Raw genomic sequence first — 20,968 nt, 5'->3', positions numbered from 1 at the left:
ATTTGTCGCCTGAAAGCGACAATGGAGTGGGGAATATTGGGATGCCCGACAACCCGGGTTCAGGCCTTTTCCGATTTCTCGGCCTTGAACAACGAGGGAGTAAGGTCGTGCCGCTGCAGCAGCTTGTAGAACTCGGTGCGATTGCGCTGCGCCATGCGCGCCGCCTGGGTAACGTTGCCTTCGGTGGCACGGAGCAGGCGCACCAGGTAGTCGTGCTCGAACGCCCGGCGCGCCTCATCGAGGGACACCATCATGGTGTTGTCGTCATGCAAAGCCTGCTGCACGAGCGAGGCCGGGACGACCGGTGAGGTGGAAAGCGCAACGGTCTGCTCAACCACGTTGAGCAGCTGACGCACGTTGCCGGGCCACGAGGCGTTCACCAGCAATTCCATCGCGTCGGGGGCAAAGGTGCGCGCCGGCTTGCTGTAGCGCCCGGCCAACTGCTCGACAAAATGTGCGCACAGGAGCGGAATGTCCTCGCGCCGCTCGGAAAGAGGGGGCAGCGCCAGCGAGACCACATTCAGCCGGTAGTAAAGGTCCGGTCGGAAAGCGCCGACCCGGATGCTCTCCGAGAGATCCCGGTGGGTGGCGGAGATGATGCGCACGTCGATCGGAACCATTTCGGTCGAACCGACCGGCCGCACACTGCGATCCTGCAAGGCGCGCAGCAGCTTGGCCTGCAGGGCAAGCGGCATGTCACCTATCTCGTCGAGGAAGAGGGTGCCGCCCTGCGCCGCCTGGAAGAGGCCGCGGTGGGCATAGATCGCCCCGGAGAAAGCGCCTTTGGCATGGCCGAACAATTCGCTTTCGAGCAAGTGCTCCGGAATTGCCGCGCAGTTGACCGCCATGAAAGGCCCCTTGGATCGCACGCTCGCCAGATGAATGGCCTGGGCGAGCAATTCCTTGCCGCTGCCGGATTCGCCGAAGATCAGCACGCTGGCGTCGGAGCCGGCCACCAGCTTGGCCTGGCGCAGCACCTCTTCCATGCGCTGGCTGCGCGTCACGATGGCGGAGCGCCAGGCCTCGGGCACCCCGACGGTTTCCGTCCCGCCCGAAAATTTCAGTGCCTGCTCGACCTGGGCAAGCAGATCCTTGCCATCAAAGGGCTTGGTAAGAAAGCTGAAGACGCCGCGCCGGGTGGCGGTCACGGCATCGGGAATCGTGCCATGCGCCGTCAGGATGATGACGGGCAGCGTCGGCATGACGGCATGGATGCGATCGAACAGCGCCATGCCGTCCATTCCTTCCATGCGCAGATCGGTGATGACGACGCGGGGGTGGGCTACCGCCAGCTGGGCCAGCGCCTGCGCGCCACTTTCCGCCGTCTGCACCGCGTAACCGGCAGCCGACAGGCGCAGCGAAATCAGCTTGAGCAGGTCGCGGTCGTCGTCGACCAGCAGTATCTGTGCTTTTCCTTCAGTCATTTTCTCTGTGGTTGCCGCGAACGCAAGCTGCGCTCGATGGCCAAAATTGAGTCCAGTTTCTGCTGCAGCTCGTCGGCACGCTTCTGCTCCCGCAGGCGCTCCACCACCTGTTTGAGCAGAAACACCACGAATTGCCGCCTCGGCGAGTCCGGCGGCGCCTTGCGGCTGGCCGACCCATCAAGGAGGCCCACCAGCTTCGCATCGTCACGCCAAGCCGCCCCCGGAACATTCATCAGCATGGCCAAACGCAACCGCGCCAACTCGCTGTGGTCGCGGGCGAACGATTGGCTGGTGCGCTGGTACTCGCGCCTCAAATCCTCCGCCGGCAGGTCGAGCAGTCCCTGATAGTATGCCAACAAGGCCGATACTTCCGAATTTTCCTGCACACGCACCGCTTCGGGCAGGGATGCGGATGCGGCATCCTGATCTGGCGCGGCCCCGGGCATCAATGCGCATCCGCCCACCAGCATTGCAGCGGCAATCCACAGCAATCGTCCCACTCTCAACCCTTCTTTTCCCAGTTCAGCGGAAGCTTGACGCGAAAATGCCCGCCTTTGCCTGCCTCAATGATTTCAATTTTGCCACGGTGCGCCAGGACATACTCCTTGGCGATGGCCAGGCCGAGGCCACTGCCCTTGACCGTGCCGCGTCTGGCCCGCGTGCCGCGAAAGAATGGCTCGAAGACGCGCTCGCGCTCCTCGGCCGCAACGCCAGGCCCCTGATCGGCGACATCGAGCACGGCGCGTCCATCCTGCTTTGCCAGTTCGACGTGAATGATCCCCTCCCGCGGCGAGAACTTGATGGCATTGGTGATCAGGTTGTCGACCACCACACGCAGTTTGTCGGCATCTCCCTCAACCAGGACGGGGGCCAGCTTGCGTTCGAAGCGAATGGCGCGAGCGGCAGCCACCAGGCGATGCGTGCGCAGCACCTGGGTACACACCACGTCGAGCGCAACCGGGTGCGGATCGATGCTGCTTGCCGCAAAACCCGCCTGCTGGTAGTTGATCAATTCTTCGATGAGTTGCTGTAGGCGGCGACTGTTCTGGTCGATGATGCCAATGATGGTTTTCTGCTGTTCGTTCAGCGGCCCCGGCACGCCCTCTCCCAGCAACTGGGACCCCTCGCGGATCGCGGTAAGGGGCGTTTTCAGGTCATGCGAGACATGTCTCAGGAAACGATTCTTCTGCTCCTCCAGTTCCGCCAGCCTGCGCCGCAGCCAGTCCAGCCGCCGGCCGAGATAGGCGAGGTCCTGCGGGCCGGCAACCGTTACGCCGTCGGAGTACTCGGCGCGGCCGATGGCGCGGATGGCCCGATCGACCTGCTGCAACTGGCTGGAAATGATGGCGCGAAACCACAGGGCAATCCCGAGCGTCACGGGTATCGCCGCGAGCAGTTGCCACATCAGTGTACTGCGCGCATCGAGCGCCGTCGTGCGCAGACGCTCAACCTCGGCATCGATCAGCCTGCCGCTGGCCGACAATACGGCCCGCGCCTGCTCGGCGATGGTGGAGAAATCATCCACTGTGGCTGTCCCGCCGGCATTCAGACCCTCCAGCAATTTCCGCTCGCGTTCGAGTACGGCTTGCAGGCTGGCGCGCCCAGTTTCATCCAGCGGCAACTGGGAATACTCCCGTGTCGCCTGCACGAACTCGCCCCGCAGGCGGCGATAATCCTCGAGCAGCCCGCGCTCCCGAAGCACAAGATACTGGCGCAGGGCACGCTCCATGCCAGTCAGGGTTTCATGCATCTCTCGGCTGGCGCGCGTCGCCAAGGCCGCCTCACGCACCGCCCGCTCACTCTGTTCAGCCAAATGCTGGACGTTAAAGGCCGCATTGCCCAGCGCAAACACGAGTGGCAGCGAAACCAGGCCGAAACCGATCAGGATCAGGCGCAGGAAGGATTTAGGATAGAGGCGGCTCACTCGGTATAATCTCGCGGCTGCAACATTCTGCTTTTTTTACGATAACACATCGATGGATCAAGCCCGCAAACCCCGCCTTTCCCTCATCGCTGCCGTTGCCGCAAACGGCGTTATCGGCAGCGACAACGCCCTGCCCTGGCGTCTGCCCGAGGACCTGAAGCGCTTCAAGGCGCTGACGCTGGGCCATCCTGTGATCATGGGCCGCAGGACACATGAGTCAATCGGCCGCCCCTTGCCCGGACGGCGCAACATCGTCGTTTCGCGCAATGCGGCATACAGTGCAGAGGGCTGCGAAGTCGCCGCTTCACTCGATGAGGCAATCAAGGCCTGCATATCAGCCGGCGATGAAATCTTCGTTATCGGCGGCGCGCAGATCTATGCCGCAGCAATGCCCGTGGCGCAGCGCCTCTACCTTACCGAAATCCGGCGTGAATTCCCGGGAGACGCACGATTCCCGGCAATCGACCGCATTGGCTGGCAGGAAAAGAACCGTGAACGGTTAAGCACGCCAGAAGGTCTGGAGTTCGATTTCGTCGTCTACGATCGCATGCCATAGCGGCCGCGTAAATCAGAGGAGCGTCCCGCAGCGGGCCCATCCGGCTACATGCGCGGCCCCTGATACGGCGGTGGCGAGATCGGTTCCGGGGGAAGCTGGTGCGGCGGCTTGTGGGGTGGTGCGATCAGTTCCGGGCTGTCGCCGGAAGAAAAGCCTGGCACCGGCGTGGCGGGAGGAGCCAAAAGCGGATCCAGGGCGCTGCGCCGGGTCAGTAGCGGCAAGGTGTTGGCGTCCGGCACAAAGGCCGATTGTCCCGCTTCCACCAGCAGACAGCCGGCGCTGTTGCAGACCTCGACCAGGCCGGAATTCGTCGTTACGGTAATGCTGTTCCCGTAGGCCACCGCATACTCGGTGCCGCGAATGCCGATGGTGGCCACCGCCGTGTCAAGCCGGTAAGCCTTGCGATCCGTCTTGCCTATGGCACCCGTGATGGTGCGCATTGCTCCCTTCAGCAGGCTGAAAAAGCCCTTCTCGCTACCGTCCGGCTGGCCCTTGAATTCATAGGCGTCAATGCGGAATTGCGTCTGCGGCTGCAGCGAAACCATGGCTCCGTCGGAAAAGCGCAACTGCGCCCGTCCGGCGCCGGTGTCCACCGTCTCGCCGGCACTGACTTTTCCTCCGCGCGCAAGCTGTCGCCGCGTGCCATCCGCCTGCACCGCAACGACTTCGCCGAGCGCAAAATCGACCTTCGCGGCATCTTCTGCCAGCGCCGTCCCGAGCCCGAGGCATGCCCACAGCAACGCGCCGCCAAGCATTGGCCGAAGCCGGACACTATGCAGTAAGGAAATAAGCTTCATAGAACTATTCTAGCGCACGCATCGACAATCGCGAGCCATGCTGATGGCCTCAGCGCGCTGGCCCATCGAGAGGCGGAACGGCGAAGCTTTCGGGCGACAGGCCGGCTGCATGTCGCTCCCACATCATCAGAAAGGCTTGGTCAAGTTCGCGTACGCGGTGCGACGTATCAAACAAGGTGCCGGACTCGCGCATGCGCGCCAACCGCTCGCGCAGCGCGCCCAGCTCGTCTGGATGCGTCGCCAACCGAAACGCCGCATCCTCGTAGGAAACATGGTCGGAAGCGATCAGTTCCGGCAGGCCTGCCGCCCGCACAATGCTCGCACCGATGCGGGATGCCATGGTATTCCCCGCCCAATTCAGCACCGGCAAACCGCCCCACAGGGCATCCGCCGTGGTGGTGTGCGCCCCGCAGTAAAAGGTGTCGAGAAAAAGGTCTGCGCAGACGTGGCGCGCCAAGTGCGCCGCCCGCGGCAGGCGCGGCGCGAAGACCAGGCGCTCCTGCCCCACACCGCGCGCCGCGGCTTCGCGCAGCAAATTGCGACTGGTCTCCGGCCCGGCCTCCAGCAGCCACAGGACGCTGCCCGGCACGCGCAGCAGCAGGTGCATCCAGACGGAGAACACGTCGGGTTCGATCTTGTAGGCAGTGTTGAAGCAGCAGAACACGAAGCCACGCTCCGGCAATCCGCATTCAATCCGGCTAGGCGTCTTGCTGTCAATCACCTCCAGGTCGTTGTAGATCCACAGGGTATCGGGCAGGAAAACCAGCTTCTCGCTCCACCATGCAATCTCCTCATGCGTAGTGGTGAAGTGATCGGTAATGCGGTAGTCGATCAGTTCCCGTCCCATCGTTGCCGGCAGGCCCATGTATGACACTCTCAGGGGAGCCGGTCGCAGGGCAAGGACCTCCGGACGAGAGAAGTCCATGTGACCCGCCAGATCAACAAGAATATCGATACCGTCATACGCAATACAGGCGGCAATTTCCCTATCGCCAAGTTCTGAGACTTCCCTGAATTCATCGCAGGATTCAACGATGCGTTTTCTTAATTCACCCTCACCTTGATGCAGTGAATAGGCGAATACTTCGAAGCAGGAGCGGTCACGCAGGGCAAAGTGCCTTCCGTGCTGCTGTGCCGAGGGATGCTCGCGGAAATTGGGGGACAGAAATCCAAGGCGAATCCTGTTCCCACGCCGAGAGGCAAAAGTCGCTGGGGGGCGATCCCCCAGACGAATCTTTAAGGCCGAAGAGATGCCCTGCGCCAGCGCCTGCTGTTCTCCAGCGCTCAGCGGCAAGGATAGCGCCGTATGATAGAGGCCCATCTCCTCGATGGGCGATGATGCCCTGCGTATATCGCCTGCCAACTCGCGCATGCCGCGGATCAACCGATCCCGTTCGCCCCAGTCGCAGGTTTTCTGTCTTTCCAGCAAGCGCGCCAAGCGAATCTGGCGCGGGTCACGGGTCAGTCCGTCTTCTTTGGCAAGCCCGACGGTGGACGCAGCGGCAGCCCGGTAGCGCCGCGCACCTTCCGGATTCAATTCATGGGCGCGCATAAACGAGGCGCTTGCTTCCGCATCACGTTCCAGCATTGCCAGAACGAGGCCACGCAGCATGTGGTACTCGGCGGTTGCCGGCGCCAGGCGCAAGGCACGTTCGACCGCAGCCAGCGCGTCCGCATAGCGGTCAAGACGCAGCAGGACATCGGCGAGATTGTAGTGTGCCGCCGCGCTGCCGACATGGCTGCGCACCAGGGTCTGGTTGTCCAGCAGCGCGTCTTTCAGGCGGCCAAGCCTCGACAGCAGGGCGCCGCGATTGAGGCGTGCGCGGTAGTCCCGTGGGGATAATCTCAGCGCAGCATCGTATCGCGCCAGCGCCGCCGGCAGATCGCCCACTTCTTCCAGAATGATCCCGGCATCGACGATCGTGCTGATATCCCCCGGGTGCCGCCGACAAAGGTCCTCCGCAAGCGGTAGCGCTTCCCTGGGCCGCTTCAGTTCAAGGTAAAGGATGGCGCAGGCCCGTAGTGCTTCGTCCTGCGCCGGATCGAAGGAGAGTGCATGCAGCATGGCGGCCAAGGCGGCCTCCGGGCGCTGCAAACGATGGCGGGCGGCGCCGACAAGAAACCAGGCACGGGCGGCGAAATCAGGCTCGTCCCCGATTGCCTGCAGGGCAGTCGCCTCGGCTTCCTCATGCTTGCCTTGGTGCAACAGCGCCGACGCCCTATCCAGCGCCGACTCAGTTGCTCGGCCTGGTGTCGTGCCCATTGGAGCGTATGCGGTGACCGGGGAGATGCCTAAGGGGTGATCCGGGAGAGGATTAGGTTCTCCCGGGGATCCTCAGTTTTTCGTGAAAGCGGCTGCGCCGTGGATGGAACCGTATTGCGTGCCCCCGATATCATAGATCAGGCCGGCACGGGCGGCATTTGCACCGGAGAAGAACCCCTGGACATTGGTATAACAGCCACAAGCTCCGCAATCAGCGCCGGTAGAAGTTGCATACGTAGTCCCGGAGAACGAGGACGGCGATGAAACAGATACAGGCCAGCCGCCGTTGCTGCCAATTGTTCCGGCCCAAATCGCCGTGTAGGTATTGGCGCCCAGTGGCACGGTGAGACTGCCGTCAATCAAATAGGATCCGAAATTCGCCGTGATGCTGCCAGTAACTGGCTGAGTGCCGAAGGTGGTTGTCGCATTGTCCCAAGCGGTTGGATAGGTAAAGCCCGTGAGCGAGTAGGTGGCTGTCGTATTCGCGATTTGCAATGCGCTCATGTCAGCCGTTGGCGTTGGCATGCCGCCGACGTAATGCACATGCTGCATGGGCGTCGTGCCGCCGCCGTCGGTATAGGTGCCATCGACCCAGCGCCCCCAGCCCAGAACACCGTCGGTGAGCATGCCGACCGGTGTGCCCTGGGTGAAAGTGTAGCTGTCCGTCCCGTCAAAGGCATAGAAGCTCTGCTGTTGGCCGGCGAGGAACGTCGCGCTGGTCGACATGGCGTCGCCGGGAAACAGGCCCCTGTCGCTCACCCCTCCGATTTGGCCGATTCCCGCAAGCGTATAGCCCGCCACAGTTGTCGGCGTAGGTGGCGGCGGCAAGGCTGTTGAGCTTACTGTGCTCGTCTGCCGGAACGCCGCTGCACCGCTGATGTCGCCATAATCGGTTCCCATGAACTGGTAGGTCAAGCCAGCATGTGAAGCCATCGCGCCTGCGAAAAAGCCTGCAATGGAAGAACTGCAACCGGCCGTGGAACAGGCACCGCCGCTGACCGTGCCGCCACCAAAGAAAAATGCAGGTACGGTATAGGGTCCCGATCCCATGGTGGCCGACCACGCCGATGTGTAGACATGGGCGTCCATCGGCACGCTGAGGTTGCCGGAAACGGTACCCAGGCCGAATTCGGCAGTCAGGCTGCCAGTAACGGGTTGGGTGCCGACGGTCGTCACGCCAGTGCCGGCGTTGTAGGCGGTGGGATACGTGTAGCCGATCAGCGAATAGGTGCCCGCCATGCCGGCTAATTGCAACGCGGACATGTCGGCGTCCGGCGTCGGCATGCCGATGACGTAATGCACATTGTGCATCTCCTCATCCACCACACCGTTGTCATAGATGGTGCCGCTTCCCCAGCGGCCCCAGCCCAGCGTGCCGTCGGATAACGCGCCGACAACTGTCCCGGCCGTCGCCGTATAACCTTGTCCGCCATCGTAATTTGTCAGCGCGCCGCCGGCATCGAAGGTGGCCTGCGAAGTCGAGTAGTGGTTGAAAATCCCTATCATCGGTCCGCTCTCGAATGCGTCCTTGAACTCGCCCGCCAACGCCAGAGCATAACCCGGTCCCGAAGGCAACACCGGGATCAGGCCGGCCGGCGCGCCGCTGCTGGAAGTGTCGTTGCCGGCGGTAAAACCGGGAAGCTGCCCCTCCTGCGCCGGCGGCGGCGGCAGTTCCGCCTTCTTGTCCGTCAGGACCGGCCGTGTGTCATTGTTCTCGACGCGGGCCGTCTCGCCGCTGTTCACGATCAGGCAGCCGGCGGCATTGCAGACTTCGACAATCCCTTCGCCGGTGCTGACGCTGATGCTGTTGCCGTAGGTGACAGAGTATTCCGTACCGCGGATGCCGATCGTCGCAACCGTCGTCGTGACCTTGTAGTTGTCGCGGTTGCTGCGGCCGACCAGGCCGGTGATGGTGCGCAGGCCGCCCTTGATCAGGCTGAAGAATCCCTTCTCGCTGCCATCCGTCTTGCCGCTGAACTGATAGTTGTCGATGCGGAACTGGGTCTGCGGCTGCAGCGATACCTGGGCGCCGTCCGAGAAGCGCACCTGGGCGCGTCCGTTGCCGGTGTCGATGGTCTCGCCGCTGGCGACTTCGGCTCCCTTGGCCAGTGCCCGGCTGCGGCCATCCGGGGCAAGCGCCCTGACATCGCCGAGGGCAAAATCGACGCGCGCCGCGCCAGCCGCCTGCCCGGTCAGCGGAAAGGCTGCGGCCAAGGCCGCCATCAGCACGGCGCTGGATTGCTTCATCTTCAATTCGTTCGGCATGGTGCCTCCTGCTCAGAATTGCCGGCGCACGGTAACGGAAACCACTTCGCGCTTGAAGTCGTTCAGGGTAATGTTCGAGTCGCTGCGGGTATATTGGAATTGCGGCGTCACCAGCCAGTCCTTGGACGGCGTCCAGGCTACGCCCACTCCGAGATTCAGCTGGTTGTCGGTACGCAACTTCAGGAAGAAGGGATCGTCGGCACCATAGCGGCGGTGCTCGTAGCCCAGATTGGCAAAGAAACGTGCATCGCGATGAAACTCGTGCTGGGCGCCGAGGCGAACGCCATACAGGCTATGGCTGAGATGGTCGAAGCCGATCTTTCGGACCACCTCCTCGCCAAGATAGGCGCCGCCGTAAAACACCGTCTTGAAGCCGGCCATGGCGTGCGCCATGTTCGCGCCAATGACAAAACGGTCGGCGTTGCGAACTTCCTGCGTCATGTAGCGCAGATCGGAATACTGGACGAAGAGGCTGGCTTGGTTGCGGGCATCGTAGTTATGCTGCCACTGCGCGGTAAGGCCTGCTGCTTCGCGATAACGGTTGTTATCCACCCAGAACTGGTTGTACTGCAGCGACGCGCTGAAAACGTCCTTGCCGTAAGTGCGCACCACGCCGAGATTGGCGTCGGTGGAGCCAGTGTCGTAGATGTCCACGTCGGTATTGACGCGCTTGCTGCCATTCAAACCCGCAGTAAGCGCCCATTCCTTGTCCAGGGGCTTCCGAAAGCTCAGTCCGGCACCGGCCGAAGTGAAGGAATCGCTGCGGCGCACGCCGCCAGGTCCAAGGGTGAAGATGGCGCCACCGAAGAGGGGCACCGCGACATCGCGATCCGAGGTCGCACTATTGACGTTGGAGTCGTGGCCGATGGTACCCTCCACGTAACCCCGCAGCGTGGTACGGCCTTGATCCTCGACGCGCTCGATTGCGGAGAGCACGCGGTCGATGGTGGCTGCGACTTCACGCGGCACCCCCTGCCGCTTCACCGCATCGAATTCCTGCCTGGCGGTCTTGGTCTCTCCAAGAACCGCGTAGGCGCGTGCGATCTCGGCGCGGGCACGAACATGGTTGGGGTCGACAGCCAGCACTCGTTCCAAGGCAAAGACGGCATTGGTATTCTTGCCCGCCTCGAGGGCCGCCAAACCAAGAAGGAAATCGAATTCGGGGTCGCCGGCACGCTGTGGCTCAAGCGGTTCGAGAAGGGCATAGGCGGCCTTGGCATTGCCCCGGTCTAGCAGCGCGCGCGCATTGTCGGTTACGGCATCGGCCCGCACTGTACCTGCAGCAAGCAACCCCGCCATCAGCAGAGCAGCACGAATTTTGCACTTGGTATTTTTCACGGAGCCCCCTTCACGGCAAATATGCAACCGTGCGCATCCCTTCATAGCCGCACTAGGTTATATGATTTGCTGCTTGCGTTCAATCGTATGACGGCGGGCAGCAGCAGGCAAAAACTGTCTGATGGGCGTATTTTCCAGACCGGTCATGCACACAATTGATCCAATCGCCTGCCAGCCTGATGATGCCGGCATCTCCGCCTGCGCCAATCCCACGGGCACCAGCACCGACAAAACAAGAAAACCCAGAAACATCAGAATGCGCATACTCCCTCTGGACCACAATAAGCCACACTAGCTAGTATATGCAAAATACGCTTTATGTCAATAAGTTATATTGATTTTTTAGCATACAACTTTAAGTCTATCGCTAGAGAATAAAAAACCGCCGCAAGGCGGTTTTTTACTTGCAGTTGCAAGCTACCTGACGCAATCCACGAAATAGCGCACCTTTCCGTTCGACTCGTCTTTGACCAAGCCGTGGATGTCGGTCTCGAACCCCGGGAAACGCTCATTGAAGTCGCGCGCGTATTTCAGGTAATTCACGATGGTGCGATTGAAGCGCTCGCCCGGGATGAGAAGCGGGATCCCGGGCGGATAGGGGGTAAGGAGGACACTGGTGACGCGCCCTTCGAGTTCGTTGATCTCGACCCGCTCGATCTCCCGATGGGCCATCTTGGCGAAGGCCTCGGCGGGCGGCATCGCCGGCACCATGTCCGAGAGGTACATTTCGGTGGTCAGGCGTGCCACGTCATTGGCCTTGTAAACGTCGTGGATCTGCTGGCAGAGGTCGCGCAGGCCGACGCGCTCATAGCGTGGATGCTTGGCCACGAACTCCGGCAGCACTTTCCACAACGGATGGTTCTTGTCGTAATCGTCCTTGAACTGCTGCAGCTCGGTGACCATCGTGTTCCATCGGCCCTTGGTAATGCCGATGGTGAACATGATGAAAAAGGAATACAGGCCGCACTTTTCAACGATGACACCGTGCTCGGCCAGGTATTTGGTGACGATGGCTGCCGGGATGCCCCAGTCGGCGAAGTCGCCGTCCACGTCGAGGCCCGGGGTGATGACCGTGGCCTTGATCGGGTCGAGCATGTTGAAGCCGTCAGCCAATTGACCGAAGCCGTGCCACCGCTCGCCCGGCTTGAGCATCCAGGCCTCGCGCTCCTCGATGCCTTCCTCGGAGAGGTCGTCCGGCCCCCACACCTTGAACCACCAGTCGGCGCCCCATTCCTCGTCGACCTTGCGCATGGCTCGGCGGAAGTCCAGCGCCTCGGCGATGGACTCTTCGACCAGCGCTTTCCCGCCAGGCTCCTCCATCATCGCCGCCGCCACGTCGCAGGAGGCGATGATGGCGTACTGCGGCGAGGTCGATGTGTGCATCAGATAGGCCTCGTTGAAGACGTCGCGGTCGAGCCTGCGGTTCTGCGAGTCCTGCACCAGGATCTGCGAGGCCTGCGAAAGGCCGGCCAGCAGCTTGTGCGTAGACTGTGTCGAGAACACCATCGACTCCTTGCAGCGCGGGCGGTCGGCGCCGATGGCGTGGTAGTCGCCGTAGAAGTCGTGGAAGGCGGCGTGCGGCAGCCAGGCCTCGTCGAAGTGCAGGGTATCGATCCTGCCGTCGAGCATCTCCTTGATTTCCTCTACGTTGTAGAGGATGCCGTCGTAGGTGGACTGGGTAATGGTCAACACGCGCGGCTTGCCCTTCACCTTCGAGGCGAAGGGATGGGCAGCGATCTTTTTCTGGATGTTCTTCCAGGCGAATTCCGATTTCGGGATCGGGCCGATGATGCCGTAGTTGTTGCGCGTCGGCATGAGGAAGACCGGAATCGCGCCGGTCATGATGATCGAGTGCAGCACCGACTTGTGGCAGTTGCGGTCGACGACGACGATGTCTCCCGGCGCCACGGTCGAGTGCCAGACGATCTTGTTCGAGGTCGACGTGCCGTTGGTGACGAAGAACAGGTGGTCGGCGTTGAAGATGCGCGCCGCGTTGCGCTCGGAGGCGGCCACCGGGCCGGTGTGGTCGAGCAGCTGGCCGAGCTCCTCGACGGCGTTGCAGACGTCGGCGCGCAGCATGTTCTCGCCGAAGAACTGGTGGAACATCTGGCCTACCGGCGACTTGAGGAAGGCCACGCCGCCTGAATGGCCCGGACAGTGCCATGAATAGGAGCCGTCGGCGGCATAGTGCGTCAGGGCGCGGAAGAAGGGCGGCGGCAGGGAATCCAGGTAGGACTTGGCCTCCCGTACGACGTTGCGGGCGATGAATTCCGGCGTGTCCTCGAACATGTGGATGAAGCCGTGCAGTTCGCGCAGGATGTCGTTCGGGATGTGGCGCGAGGTGCGCGTCTCGCCGTGCAGGAAGATCGGGATCTCGGCGTTGCGGGTACGAATGCCGACGACGAAGGCGCGCAGTTCGGCGATGGTCTCCTCCTCCTCGTTGGCCAGTTCCTCGTCGTCGATGGAGAGGATGAAGGCCGAGGCGCGGCTCTGCTGCTGGGCGAAGGACGACAGGTCGCCGTAGCTGGTGACGCCGAGCACCTCCATGCCCTCGGCCTCGATGGCTTCGGCCAGGCGGCGGATGCCAAGACCCGAGGCGTTTTCCGAGCGGAAGTCCTCGTCGATGATGATGACCGGAAAGTGGAAGCGCATGGGGGCTCCTGAAATGCGGCGACCCGCACTGAGCGGGTCGCAATAAAAAGGTGGATAGGTTGGGCGCTAGTAACTAGATTTTCGGCAGGGTCACGCCGACCTGCCCCTGATACTTGCCGCCGCGGTCCTTGTACGAAGTCTCGCAGACCTCGTCCGACTCGAAGAACAGCACCTGCGCCACACCCTCGTTGGCGTAGATCTTGGCCGGCAGCGGGGTCGTGTTGGAAAACTCCAGCGTCACGTAGCCCTCCCATTCCGGCTCGAAGGGCGTGACGTTCACGATGATGCCGCATCGGGCGTAGGTGCTCTTGCCCAGGCACACCGTCAGGACATTCCTCGGGATGCGGAAATACTCGACGGTGCGCGCCAGGGCGAAGGAGTTCGGCGGGATGATGCAGAAATCGTTCTTGATCTCGACGAAGGAGTTCGGGTCGAAGTTCTTCGGGTCGACGATGGTGCAGTTGATGTCCGTGAACAGCTTGAATTCGTTCGAGCAGCGGATGTCGTAGCCGTAGCTCGACGTGCCGTAGGAGACGATCTTGCGTCCGTCGACCTCGCGCACCTGGCCGGGCTCGAAGGGATCGATCATCTTGTGCTCCGCCGCCATGCGGCGGATCCACTTGTCGGACTTGATGCTCATCGGGGCGCCCAAAAATAAAGAGCGGAATTATCCGCTCTTTCGGGAGTGGGTCAACACGGAACGGGGCGCCGTGCCGCCGGGACTGACTTTTGCCTCAGGTGTTCTGAATCACGATGTTGGGGAACTTCGCCGTCATGTCCTTGGCCTGCTCGGCGATCTTCACGGCGACGCGCCGTGCGATGCCGCGGTAGATCTCGGCGATGCGGCCCTCGGGGGCGGCCGCCACCGTCGGCTTGCCGGAATCGGTCTGTTCGCGGATGGCGATGTCGAGCGGCAACGCGCCGAGGAACTCGACCTCGTAGTCCTTGCACATCCTCTCGCCGCCCCCGGAGCCGAAGATATGCTCCTCGTGGCCGCACTTCGAGCAGATGTGGATGCTCATGTTCTCGACGATGCCGAGAATCGGGATGCCGACCTTCTCGAACATCTTGAGGCCCTTGCGCGCATCCAGCAGGGCGATGTCCTGCGGCGTGGTGACGATCACGGCGCCGGTCACCGGCACCTGCTGCGCCAGGGTGAGCTGGATGTCGCCGGTGCCAGGCGGCAGGTCGATCACCAGGTAGTCGACGTCGCGCCATTGCGTGTCGCCGAGCAGCTGCTGCAGCGCCTGGGTCACCATCGGGCCGCGCCAGACCATCGGGGTTTCCGGATCGATGAGGAAGCCGATCGACATGGCCTGCAGGCCGTAGGCCTGCATCGGCTCCAGCGTCTTGCCGTCGCGCGACTCGGGCTTGTCGGTGATGCCGAGCATCTGCGGTTGCGAGGGCCCGTAGATGTCGGCGTCCAGCAGACCGACATTGGCGCCCTCGGCAGCGAGCGCCAGCGCCAGGTTCACCGCCGTGGTGGACTTGCCGACGCCGCCCTTGCCGGAGGCCACGGCAATGATGTTCTTCACGTGCGGGATCAGCTTGACGCCGCGCTGCACGCTGTGCGAGACGATCTTGCTATGGACGTTGGCGGAGACGTTGCCGGCGCCCGGGATGGCCTTCAGCTTGTCGATGACCGCCTTGCGGATGCCGTCGATCTGGCTCTTCGCCGGATAGCCCAGTTCGATGTCGACGGCGATGTCGGCACCGTCGACCTTGATGTTCTTGGCGGAACGCGTGCTGACGAAATCCTTGCCGGTATTGGGGTCGGTTATTTCCTTCAGCGCCGTCTGCACTTGCAGCTCGGAAATGCTCATGGGATGCTCCATCAGGTTTCTAATACCTGAGCATTATACTCAGGAATGGCGGGTCTGGTCCGGCAGAATACAGTTTGCCCGCACCAACTGCTAAAATTACTGTTTTTTCAAGCAAATTTTCAGATGCCGCGCCAGATCCTCGTCACCAGCGCCCTGCCCTACGCCAATGGCGCCATCCACCTCGGCCACCTGGTCGAGTACATCCAGACCGACATCTGGGTGCGTTTCCAGAAGATGCGCGGCCATGCCTGCTGGTACGTCTGCGCCGACGACACCCACGGCACGCCGATCATGTTGCGCGCCGACAAGGAAGGCATCACGCCCGAGGCGCTGATTGCCCGGGTGCACGAGGAACACACGCGCGACTTCGCCGGCTTCCACGTCGCCTTCGACAACTATCATTCGACGCACTCGGAAGAGACGCGCTTCTTCGCCAACGACATCTACGGCAAGCTGAAGGCCGCCGGCCTGATCGAGGTGCGCCCGATCGAGCAGTTCTACGATCCGGTGAAGGAAATGTTCCTGCCGGACCGCTACATCAAGGGCGAGTGCCCGAAGTGCGGTGCGGCCGACCAGTACGGCGATTCCTGCGAATCCTGCGGCGCCGCATACGCTCCCACCGACCTGAAGAACCCGGTCTCCGCCGTTTCCGGCGCGGTGCCGGTGCGCAAATCCTCAGATCACTACTTCTTCAGGCTCTCCGACCCGCGCTGCCAGGACTTCCTCCGGCGCGCGACGCGCGAAGTCTGCAAGGCCCAGCCCGAGGCGGTGAACAAGCTGCAGGAATGGCTCGGCGAGCCGGGCGAGAACCGGCTCACCGACTGGGACATCTCGCGCGACGCGCCCTATTTCGGCTTCGAGATCCCCGGCGCGCCGGGCAAGTACTTCTACGTCTGGCTGGATGCGCCGATCGGCTACTTCGGCAGCCTGAAGCACCTCGCCGCACGCACGCCACAGATCGACGTCGCCGCCTTCACGGACAAGGCCGCCGCAGCGAAAGCCGGCACCGAGCTGTACCACTTCGTCGGCAAGGATATCCTCTACTTCCACGCCCTCTTCTGGCCGGCCGAACTGGAGCACGCCGGCTACCGGATTCCCTCGGCAGTCTTCGCGCATGGCTTCCTCACCGTGGACGGCCAGAAGATGTCGAAATCACGCGGCACCTTCATCACCGCCGAGAGCTATCTCAAGCAGGGCCTGAACCCCGAATGGCTTCGCTACTATTACGCCGCCAAGCTCAATGCGACGATGGAGGACATCGACCTCAACCTCGACGACTTCATCGCCCGCGTCAATTCCGACCTGGTCGGCAAGTTCGTCAACATCGCTTCACGCTGCGCCGGCTTCATTCACAAGCGCTTCGGCGGCGCATTGGCCGCGTCCGCCAGCGGCCTGCTCGGCGACGCGCAGGCGGCGGGCGAAGCGATCGCCGCCCACTACGAGGCACGCGAGTACGGCAAAGCCGTGCGCGAGATCATGGCCCTGGCCGACCGCGCCAACCAGTTCGTGAACGACCATGCGCCGTGGGAACTGGCGAAGAAAGAAGGCATGGACGCCGAGCTGCACCGCGTCTGCTCGGAAGCGCTCAACCTGTTCCGCCTGCTGACCATCTACCTCAAGCCGGTGCTGCCGAAGCTGGCTGCCGACGTCGAGGCTTTCCTCAAGGTCGCGCCGCTGGCCTGGGCCGACGCCGCGGCGCTGCTGCCAGGCGGCCATGTCATCGGCGAGTACAAGCACCTCACCACCCGCGTCGAGCGCAAGCAGATCGACGCCCTCGTCGAGGCCAACAGGGAATCGCTCGCCCCGGCGCCCGCGCCGCAGCCGCATTCGCAGCAGCGCCACGCCGAACACCAGCAGCACACCGAGGAGAAGGCCGCCGTGTCCCACATCTCGATCGATGAGTTTTCCAAGGTCGACCTGCGCGTCGCCCGCATCGCCGGCGCCGAGCACGTCGAAGGTGCCGAGAAACTGATCAAGTTGACGCTCGACCTCGGCACGGAGACGCGCACAGTGTTCGCCGGCATCAAGTCGGCCTACGACCCGGCGACACTGACCGGCCGCCTGACGGTGATGGTAGCCAACTTGGCGCCGCGCAAGATGAAGTTCGGCCTCTCCGAGGGCATGGTGCTGGCCGCCTCCGGCGAAGGCCCGGGCATCTTCCTGCTCTCGCCCGACAGCGGCGCCCAGCCCGGCATGCGGGTGAAGTAGTGGAGCGCCGGCGCCTGGTCATCCACGGACGGGTGCAGGGCGTCGGCTTCCGCGCCTCGCTGGCCTGGCAGGCGCAAAAGGAAGGCGTCACCGGCTGGGTGCGCAACCGCCGCGACGGCACGGTGGAAGCCCTGGTCGCCGGCAGCGACGAGGCCGTCGCGGCGATGATCGCCTGGTCACGGCGCGGCCCGCCGGGCGCGCGCGTCGATCGCGTCGAGGTCGAACTCGGCAACGGCGACTTCACCGATTTCCAGCAATGGCCTACCGCATGACGCTTACCGACCTGCGCTACATCGTCGCCCTCGCCCGCGAGCGCCACTTCGGCCGCGCTGCCGAGAAATGCTTCGTCTCGCAGCCAACACTGTCGGTGGCGGTGAAGAAGCTGGAGGAGGAACTCGGCGTGATCCTCTTCGAGCGCTCGCCGCAGGAAGTGCGCGTGACTCCCGTCGGCGAGCGCATCGTCGCCCAGGCGGAGAAGGTCCTGGCCGAAGCGGCGCAGGTAGCGGAAATCGCCGCTGCCGACAAAGGCCCACTGGTTGGGCCGCTGCGCGTCGGCGTCATCTTCACCATCGCGCCCTGGCTGCTGCCGCGCCTGGTGCCGCTGGTCAAGGCACGCGCACCGGAAATGCCGCTGATCCTCGAGGAAAACTACACGCACCGCCTGCTCGACAAGCTGAAGAACAATGAGCTCGACCTCGCCATCCTCGCATTGCCGATCGAAGAACCCTCGCTGGTGGCGCAAGCCGTCTACGACGAGGAGTTTCGCGTGCTGGCGCCCGTCAGCCATCCCTGGGCCAAGCAGAAAGCCATCGCCTCCTCCGCCTTGCTCGACGCGCAACTCCTGATGCTCGGCGCGGGCAACTGCTTCCGCGACCAGGTGCTCGACCTCTGCGCGACGGCGAGCAGCCAGGCCGGCATCTCGCCCCACGTCATCGAGGGCAGCTCGCTGGAAACCATCCGTCACATGGTCGCCAGCGGCGTCGGCGTCACGGTGATGCCCGCCTCGGCGGTGGACGATATCTCTCCCAAGGACCCGCTCCTGCGCGTGCGGCCGTTCAGCGAGCCCAACCCGACGCGACGCGTCGGCCTGGTCTGGCGGGCCAGCTATCCGCGCCACCAGGCTGTCGAAGTGGTTCGGCGCGCACTGCTCGACTGCAAGCTGCCCGGGACGAGGGCTGCTGCCAAGCGATAGCCAGCGGCTATCGATAAGGTTAAAAAAACCAATTTCCCTTTCGCTTGAAAGGGGAATATCTTTCTCCTCGTCAAGGCCGTCGAGCCTTGTCGTATTCAACCCACGTGAGGAGTCAGACTATGCAACTCAAAGGAAGCAAGACCGAAAAGCACCTGAAGGACGCCTTCGCCGGCGAATCCCAGGCCAACCGCCGTTACCTGTATTTCGCAAACAAGGCCGACGTCGAGGGCTATGCCGACGTGGCGGCCCTGTTCCGCTCGACCGCGGAAGGCGAGACCGGCCACGCCCACGGCCATCTGGAGTATCTGGAGAAGTGCGGCGACCCGGCCACCGGCCTGCCCTTTGGCGCCACCGCCGACAACCTGAAGTCCGCCGTCGCCGGCGAGACCCACGAGTACACCGACATGTACCCGGGCATGGCCAAGGATGCGCGCTCCGAAGGCTTCGACGAGATCGCCGACTGGTTCGAGACCCTGGCCAAGGCGGAGCGTTCGCACGCCAACCGCTACCAGAAGGCCCTGAACGACCTCGGCAAGTAAGTAAGAAGGAAGCCATCCGGCCCCGTCACGGGGCCGGACGCGCTTTCCACAAGATCATAGGGAGAACGACATGGCCGCACCGACGTCCCGCGAAGGCAACCTCGAAGCGCCGACCCGTCATCCGCTCGACTGGAACAACCCGGCTTTCTACGACGAGGCCGCGCTCCACCACGAGATGGAGCGCGTCTTCGACATCTGCCACGGCTGCCGCCGCTGCGTGAGCCTGTGCCAGTCCTTCCCGACGCTGTTCGACCTGGTCGACGAGTCGCCGACCCTCGAAGTGGACGGTGTCAAGAAAGAGGACTACTGGAAGGTCGTCGAGCACTGCTACCTGTGCGACCTTTGCTACATGACCAAGTGCCCCTACGTGCCGCCGCACGAGTGGAATCTGGATTTCCCCCATCTCATGCTGCGCGCCAAGGCGGTGCACTTCAGGAAGGGCACCACCAAGCTGCGCGACAAGGTGTTGACCAGCACCGACACCGTAGGCAGGCTGGCCGGCATTCCGGTCGTCGCCCAGACCGTGAACGCCGTGAACAAGCTCGGCCCGGCCCGCAAGGCGCTGCAGGCCGTCGCCGGCATCCATGCCGACGCCTGGGTGCCGGAATATTCCAGCCGGCCGCTGCGCAGCCGCCTGGACACGCTGCCCCTCGACACACCCGCCGAAGCAGCCGGCGAGACGAAAGGCAAGGTGGCCCTCTTCGCCACCTGCTACATGAACCGCAACGAGCCCGGCCCCGGCGAGGATCTCGCCGCCGTCTTCGCCCACAACGGCATCCCGGTCACGCTGGCCGAGAAGGAGCGCTGCTGCGGCATGCCGAAGCTGGAACTGGGCGACCTCGAGTCGGTGAAGGCCGCCAAGGAAGTGAACATCCCGCAACTGGCGAAGCTGGTCGACGCCGGCTGGGACCTCACCGCACTGGTGCCCTCCTGCGTGCTGATGTTCAAGCAGGAACTGCCGCTGATGTTCCCGGACGACCCCGAGGTGCAGAAGGTGAAGAACGCCTTCTACGACCCCTTCGAGTACCTGATGCTGCGCCACAGGGAAGGCAAGCTGAAGACCGACTTCAAGTCGCCGCTCGGCAAGGTGTCCTACCACGCCGCCTGCCACCAGCGCGTGCAGAACATCGGACCGAAGACGAAGGAGGCGCTGTCGCTGGTGCCGGGCACCGAGGTGGACATCATCGAGCGCTGCTCCGGCCACGACGGCACCTACGCCGTGAAGAAGGAGTTTCACGAATTCGCCGTGAAGATCGTCAAGCCGGTGGTGAAGCGCGTGAACGAGGCGCAGCCCGACCACTACGGCAGCGACTGCGCCATGGCGGGCCACCACATCGGCCACATCCGCGCCGACGGATCGTCACCCGAACATCCGATAACCCTTCTCAGAAAAGCCTACGGAGTCTGACCATGTTGCGCCACGAAGACCTTTACAGCCTCGAGAAATACGCCCGCGTGCGGCCGGAGTTCCGCGCCAAGGTGATCGCGCACAAGAAGAACCGCCAGCTGCCGATCGGCGACCACGCCACGCTGTACTTCGAGGATGCCCTCACCATGCAATACCAGGTTCAGGAGATGCTGCGCCTCGAGCGCATGTTCGAGCCGGAGCTGATCCAGGAGGAACTGGACGTCTACAACCCGCTCATCCCCGACGGCCACAACTGGAAGGCCACCTTCATGGTCGAATACAGCGACGAGAGCGAGCGCCGCGCCGCCCTGGCGAAGCTGATCGGCATCGAAAAGAAGGTCTGGCTGCAGGTCGACGGCTGCGACAAGGTCTACCCCATCGCCAACGAGGATCTCGAGCGCGAGACCGAGGACAAGACCGCCGCGGTGCACTTCCTGCGCTTCGAGCTGACGCCGCCGATGATCGCCGCGGCGAAGAGCGGTGCCGCCATCCGCGCCGGCATCGACCATGACCTCTACCGCGAAAGCGTGACCGTGCCGCAGAACGTGCGCGACTCGCTGGCGGCCGACCTGTCGTAGG

The 20,968-nt window shown here is 63.3% G+C and carries 18 protein-coding genes; 7 read left to right on the top strand and 11 right to left on the bottom strand.

The window, feature by feature from the left end; translation table 11 throughout:
- Positions 1 to 59: 59 nt before the first annotated feature.
- From ROZ00_16405 to ROZ00_16395, 3 genes are read right to left on the bottom strand one after another with little or no spacing between them, the layout of a single operon-like run.
- Entirely contained in the window at positions 60 to 1,424 is a 1,365-nt protein-coding gene (locus ROZ00_16405) for a sigma 54-interacting transcriptional regulator (GenBank protein ID MDT3737812.1), read from the bottom strand.
- Entirely contained in the window at positions 1,421 to 1,924 is a 504-nt protein-coding gene (locus tag ROZ00_16400; GenBank protein ID MDT3737811.1) for a hypothetical protein, read from the bottom strand. The genes ROZ00_16405 and ROZ00_16400 overlap by 4 nt, the downstream gene beginning before the upstream one ends.
- A gap of 2 nt (positions 1,925 to 1,926) precedes the next feature.
- The gene (locus tag ROZ00_16395; protein ID MDT3737810.1) at positions 1,927 to 3,348 is read right to left on the bottom strand and encodes an ATP-binding protein; all 1,422 of its coding nucleotides are present in this window, start codon (positions 3,346 to 3,348) and stop codon (positions 1,927 to 1,929) included.
- A 52-nt stretch (positions 3,349 to 3,400) separates the two neighbouring features.
- On the opposite strand from ROZ00_16395, the gene ROZ00_16390 reads away from it, so the two are divergent.
- Entirely contained in the window at positions 3,401 to 3,904 is a 504-nt protein-coding gene (locus ROZ00_16390; GenBank protein ID MDT3737809.1) for a dihydrofolate reductase, read from the top strand.
- 44 nt (positions 3,905 to 3,948) lie between these two features.
- Here the strand turns inward: ROZ00_16390 and ROZ00_16385 are convergent, their stop codons facing one another.
- From ROZ00_16385 to apbC, 8 genes are all read right to left on the bottom strand, one after another.
- Positions 3,949 to 4,701 carry a FecR family protein gene (locus ROZ00_16385; protein ID MDT3737808.1) on the bottom strand — a complete coding sequence of 251 codons (753 nt, stop codon included), beginning with the start codon at positions 4,699 to 4,701 and terminating at the stop codon, positions 3,949 to 3,951.
- Between the two features lie 49 nt (positions 4,702 to 4,750).
- A complete protein-coding gene (locus ROZ00_16380; protein ID MDT3737807.1) occupies positions 4,751 to 6,964 on the bottom strand; it encodes a tetratricopeptide repeat protein in 2,214 nt (737 codons plus the stop codon).
- Positions 6,965 to 7,036: 72 nt separating this feature from the next.
- Positions 7,037 to 9,229 carry a FecR family protein gene (locus ROZ00_16375; GenBank protein MDT3737806.1) on the bottom strand — a complete coding sequence of 731 codons (2,193 nt, stop codon included), beginning with the start codon at positions 9,227 to 9,229 and terminating at the stop codon, positions 7,037 to 7,039.
- Between the two features lie 12 nt (positions 9,230 to 9,241).
- Positions 9,242 to 10,567 (bottom strand): surface lipoprotein assembly modifier, encoded by a 1,326-nt coding sequence (locus ROZ00_16370; GenBank protein MDT3737805.1) that lies wholly within the window; start codon positions 10,565 to 10,567, stop codon positions 9,242 to 9,244.
- Between the two features lie 57 nt (positions 10,568 to 10,624).
- Positions 10,625 to 10,831, bottom strand: coding sequence for a hypothetical protein (locus ROZ00_16365; protein ID MDT3737804.1), 207 nt, complete (start codon positions 10,829 to 10,831; stop codon positions 10,625 to 10,627).
- A 153-nt stretch (positions 10,832 to 10,984) separates the two neighbouring features.
- Positions 10,985 to 13,219: an arginine/lysine/ornithine decarboxylase gene (locus ROZ00_16360; GenBank protein MDT3737803.1), complete on the bottom strand. Its 2,235-nt coding sequence runs from the start codon at positions 13,217 to 13,219 to the stop codon at positions 10,985 to 10,987.
- Positions 13,220 to 13,292: 73 nt separating this feature from the next.
- Positions 13,293 to 13,859, bottom strand: coding sequence for a dCTP deaminase (gene dcd, locus ROZ00_16355; GenBank protein MDT3737802.1), 567 nt, complete (start codon positions 13,857 to 13,859; stop codon positions 13,293 to 13,295).
- A 94-nt stretch (positions 13,860 to 13,953) separates the two neighbouring features.
- On the bottom strand, positions 13,954 to 15,042 hold the full coding sequence (gene apbC, locus ROZ00_16350; protein ID MDT3737801.1) for an iron-sulfur cluster carrier protein ApbC: 1,089 nt from the start codon (positions 15,040 to 15,042) through the stop codon (positions 13,954 to 13,956).
- A 123-nt stretch (positions 15,043 to 15,165) separates the two neighbouring features.
- Here apbC and metG point away from each other — a divergent pair, with 123 nt between their 5' ends.
- The 6 genes from metG (at position 15,166) to ROZ00_16320 (ending at position 20,967) form a co-directional block, all read left to right on the top strand.
- Positions 15,166 to 17,250: a methionine--tRNA ligase gene (gene metG / locus ROZ00_16345; GenBank protein ID MDT3737800.1), complete on the top strand. Its 2,085-nt coding sequence runs from the start codon at positions 15,166 to 15,168 to the stop codon at positions 17,248 to 17,250.
- Complete coding sequence (locus ROZ00_16340) at positions 17,250 to 17,522, top strand: acylphosphatase (protein ID MDT3737799.1); 273 nt, start codon at positions 17,250 to 17,252, stop codon at positions 17,520 to 17,522. The genes metG and ROZ00_16340 overlap by 1 nt, the downstream gene beginning before the upstream one ends.
- Positions 17,507 to 18,442 (top strand): hydrogen peroxide-inducible genes activator, encoded by a 936-nt coding sequence (locus ROZ00_16335; GenBank protein ID MDT3737798.1) that lies wholly within the window; start codon positions 17,507 to 17,509, stop codon positions 18,440 to 18,442. The genes ROZ00_16340 and ROZ00_16335 overlap by 16 nt, the downstream gene beginning before the upstream one ends.
- A gap of 119 nt (positions 18,443 to 18,561) precedes the next feature.
- Entirely contained in the window at positions 18,562 to 18,981 is a 420-nt protein-coding gene (locus ROZ00_16330; GenBank protein MDT3737797.1) for a rubrerythrin family protein, read from the top strand.
- A gap of 70 nt (positions 18,982 to 19,051) precedes the next feature.
- Positions 19,052 to 20,389, top strand: a complete 1,338-nt coding sequence (locus ROZ00_16325; GenBank protein MDT3737796.1) for a heterodisulfide reductase-related iron-sulfur binding cluster — start codon at positions 19,052 to 19,054, stop codon at positions 20,387 to 20,389.
- Between the two features lie 2 nt (positions 20,390 to 20,391).
- A complete protein-coding gene (locus ROZ00_16320; protein ID MDT3737795.1) occupies positions 20,392 to 20,967 on the top strand; it encodes a DUF3501 family protein in 576 nt (191 codons plus the stop codon).
- Position 20,968 lies beyond the last annotated feature (1 nt).

The sequence above is a fragment of the Denitratisoma sp. genome, assembly GCA_032027165.1.
Classification (GTDB): domain Bacteria; phylum Pseudomonadota; class Gammaproteobacteria; order Burkholderiales; family Rhodocyclaceae; genus Desulfobacillus.
Note: the sequence above shows the minus strand (reverse complement) of the source record. Positions and strands in the feature narration are given on the sequence as shown.

Coding starts and splice junctions, on each gene's coding strand:
- ROZ00_16405 (MDT3737812.1), bottom strand. CDS start 1,424: ATGACTGAAGGAAAAGCACAGATACTGCTGGTCGACGACGACCGCGAC.
- ROZ00_16390 (MDT3737809.1), top strand. CDS start 3,401: ATGGATCAAGCCCGCAAACCCCGCCTTTCCCTCATCGCTGCCGTTGCC.
- ROZ00_16385 (MDT3737808.1), bottom strand. CDS start 4,701: ATGAAGCTTATTTCCTTACTGCATAGTGTCCGGCTTCGGCCAATGCTT.
- ROZ00_16380 (MDT3737807.1), bottom strand. CDS start 6,964: ATGGGCACGACACCAGGCCGAGCAACTGAGTCGGCGCTGGATAGGGCG.
- ROZ00_16375 (MDT3737806.1), bottom strand. CDS start 9,229: ATGCCGAACGAATTGAAGATGAAGCAATCCAGCGCCGTGCTGATGGCG.
- ROZ00_16365 (MDT3737804.1), bottom strand. CDS start 10,831: ATGCGCATTCTGATGTTTCTGGGTTTTCTTGTTTTGTCGGTGCTGGTG.
- ROZ00_16360 (MDT3737803.1), bottom strand. CDS start 13,219: ATGCGCTTCCACTTTCCGGTCATCATCATCGACGAGGACTTCCGCTCG.
- dcd (MDT3737802.1), bottom strand. CDS start 13,859: ATGAGCATCAAGTCCGACAAGTGGATCCGCCGCATGGCGGCGGAGCAC.
- apbC (MDT3737801.1), bottom strand. CDS start 15,042: ATGAGCATTTCCGAGCTGCAAGTGCAGACGGCGCTGAAGGAAATAACC.
- metG (MDT3737800.1), top strand. CDS start 15,166: ATGCCGCGCCAGATCCTCGTCACCAGCGCCCTGCCCTACGCCAATGGC.
- ROZ00_16335 (MDT3737798.1), top strand. CDS start 17,507: ATGGCCTACCGCATGACGCTTACCGACCTGCGCTACATCGTCGCCCTC.
- ROZ00_16330 (MDT3737797.1), top strand. CDS start 18,562: ATGCAACTCAAAGGAAGCAAGACCGAAAAGCACCTGAAGGACGCCTTC.
- ROZ00_16325 (MDT3737796.1), top strand. CDS start 19,052: ATGGCCGCACCGACGTCCCGCGAAGGCAACCTCGAAGCGCCGACCCGT.
- ROZ00_16320 (MDT3737795.1), top strand. CDS start 20,392: ATGTTGCGCCACGAAGACCTTTACAGCCTCGAGAAATACGCCCGCGTG.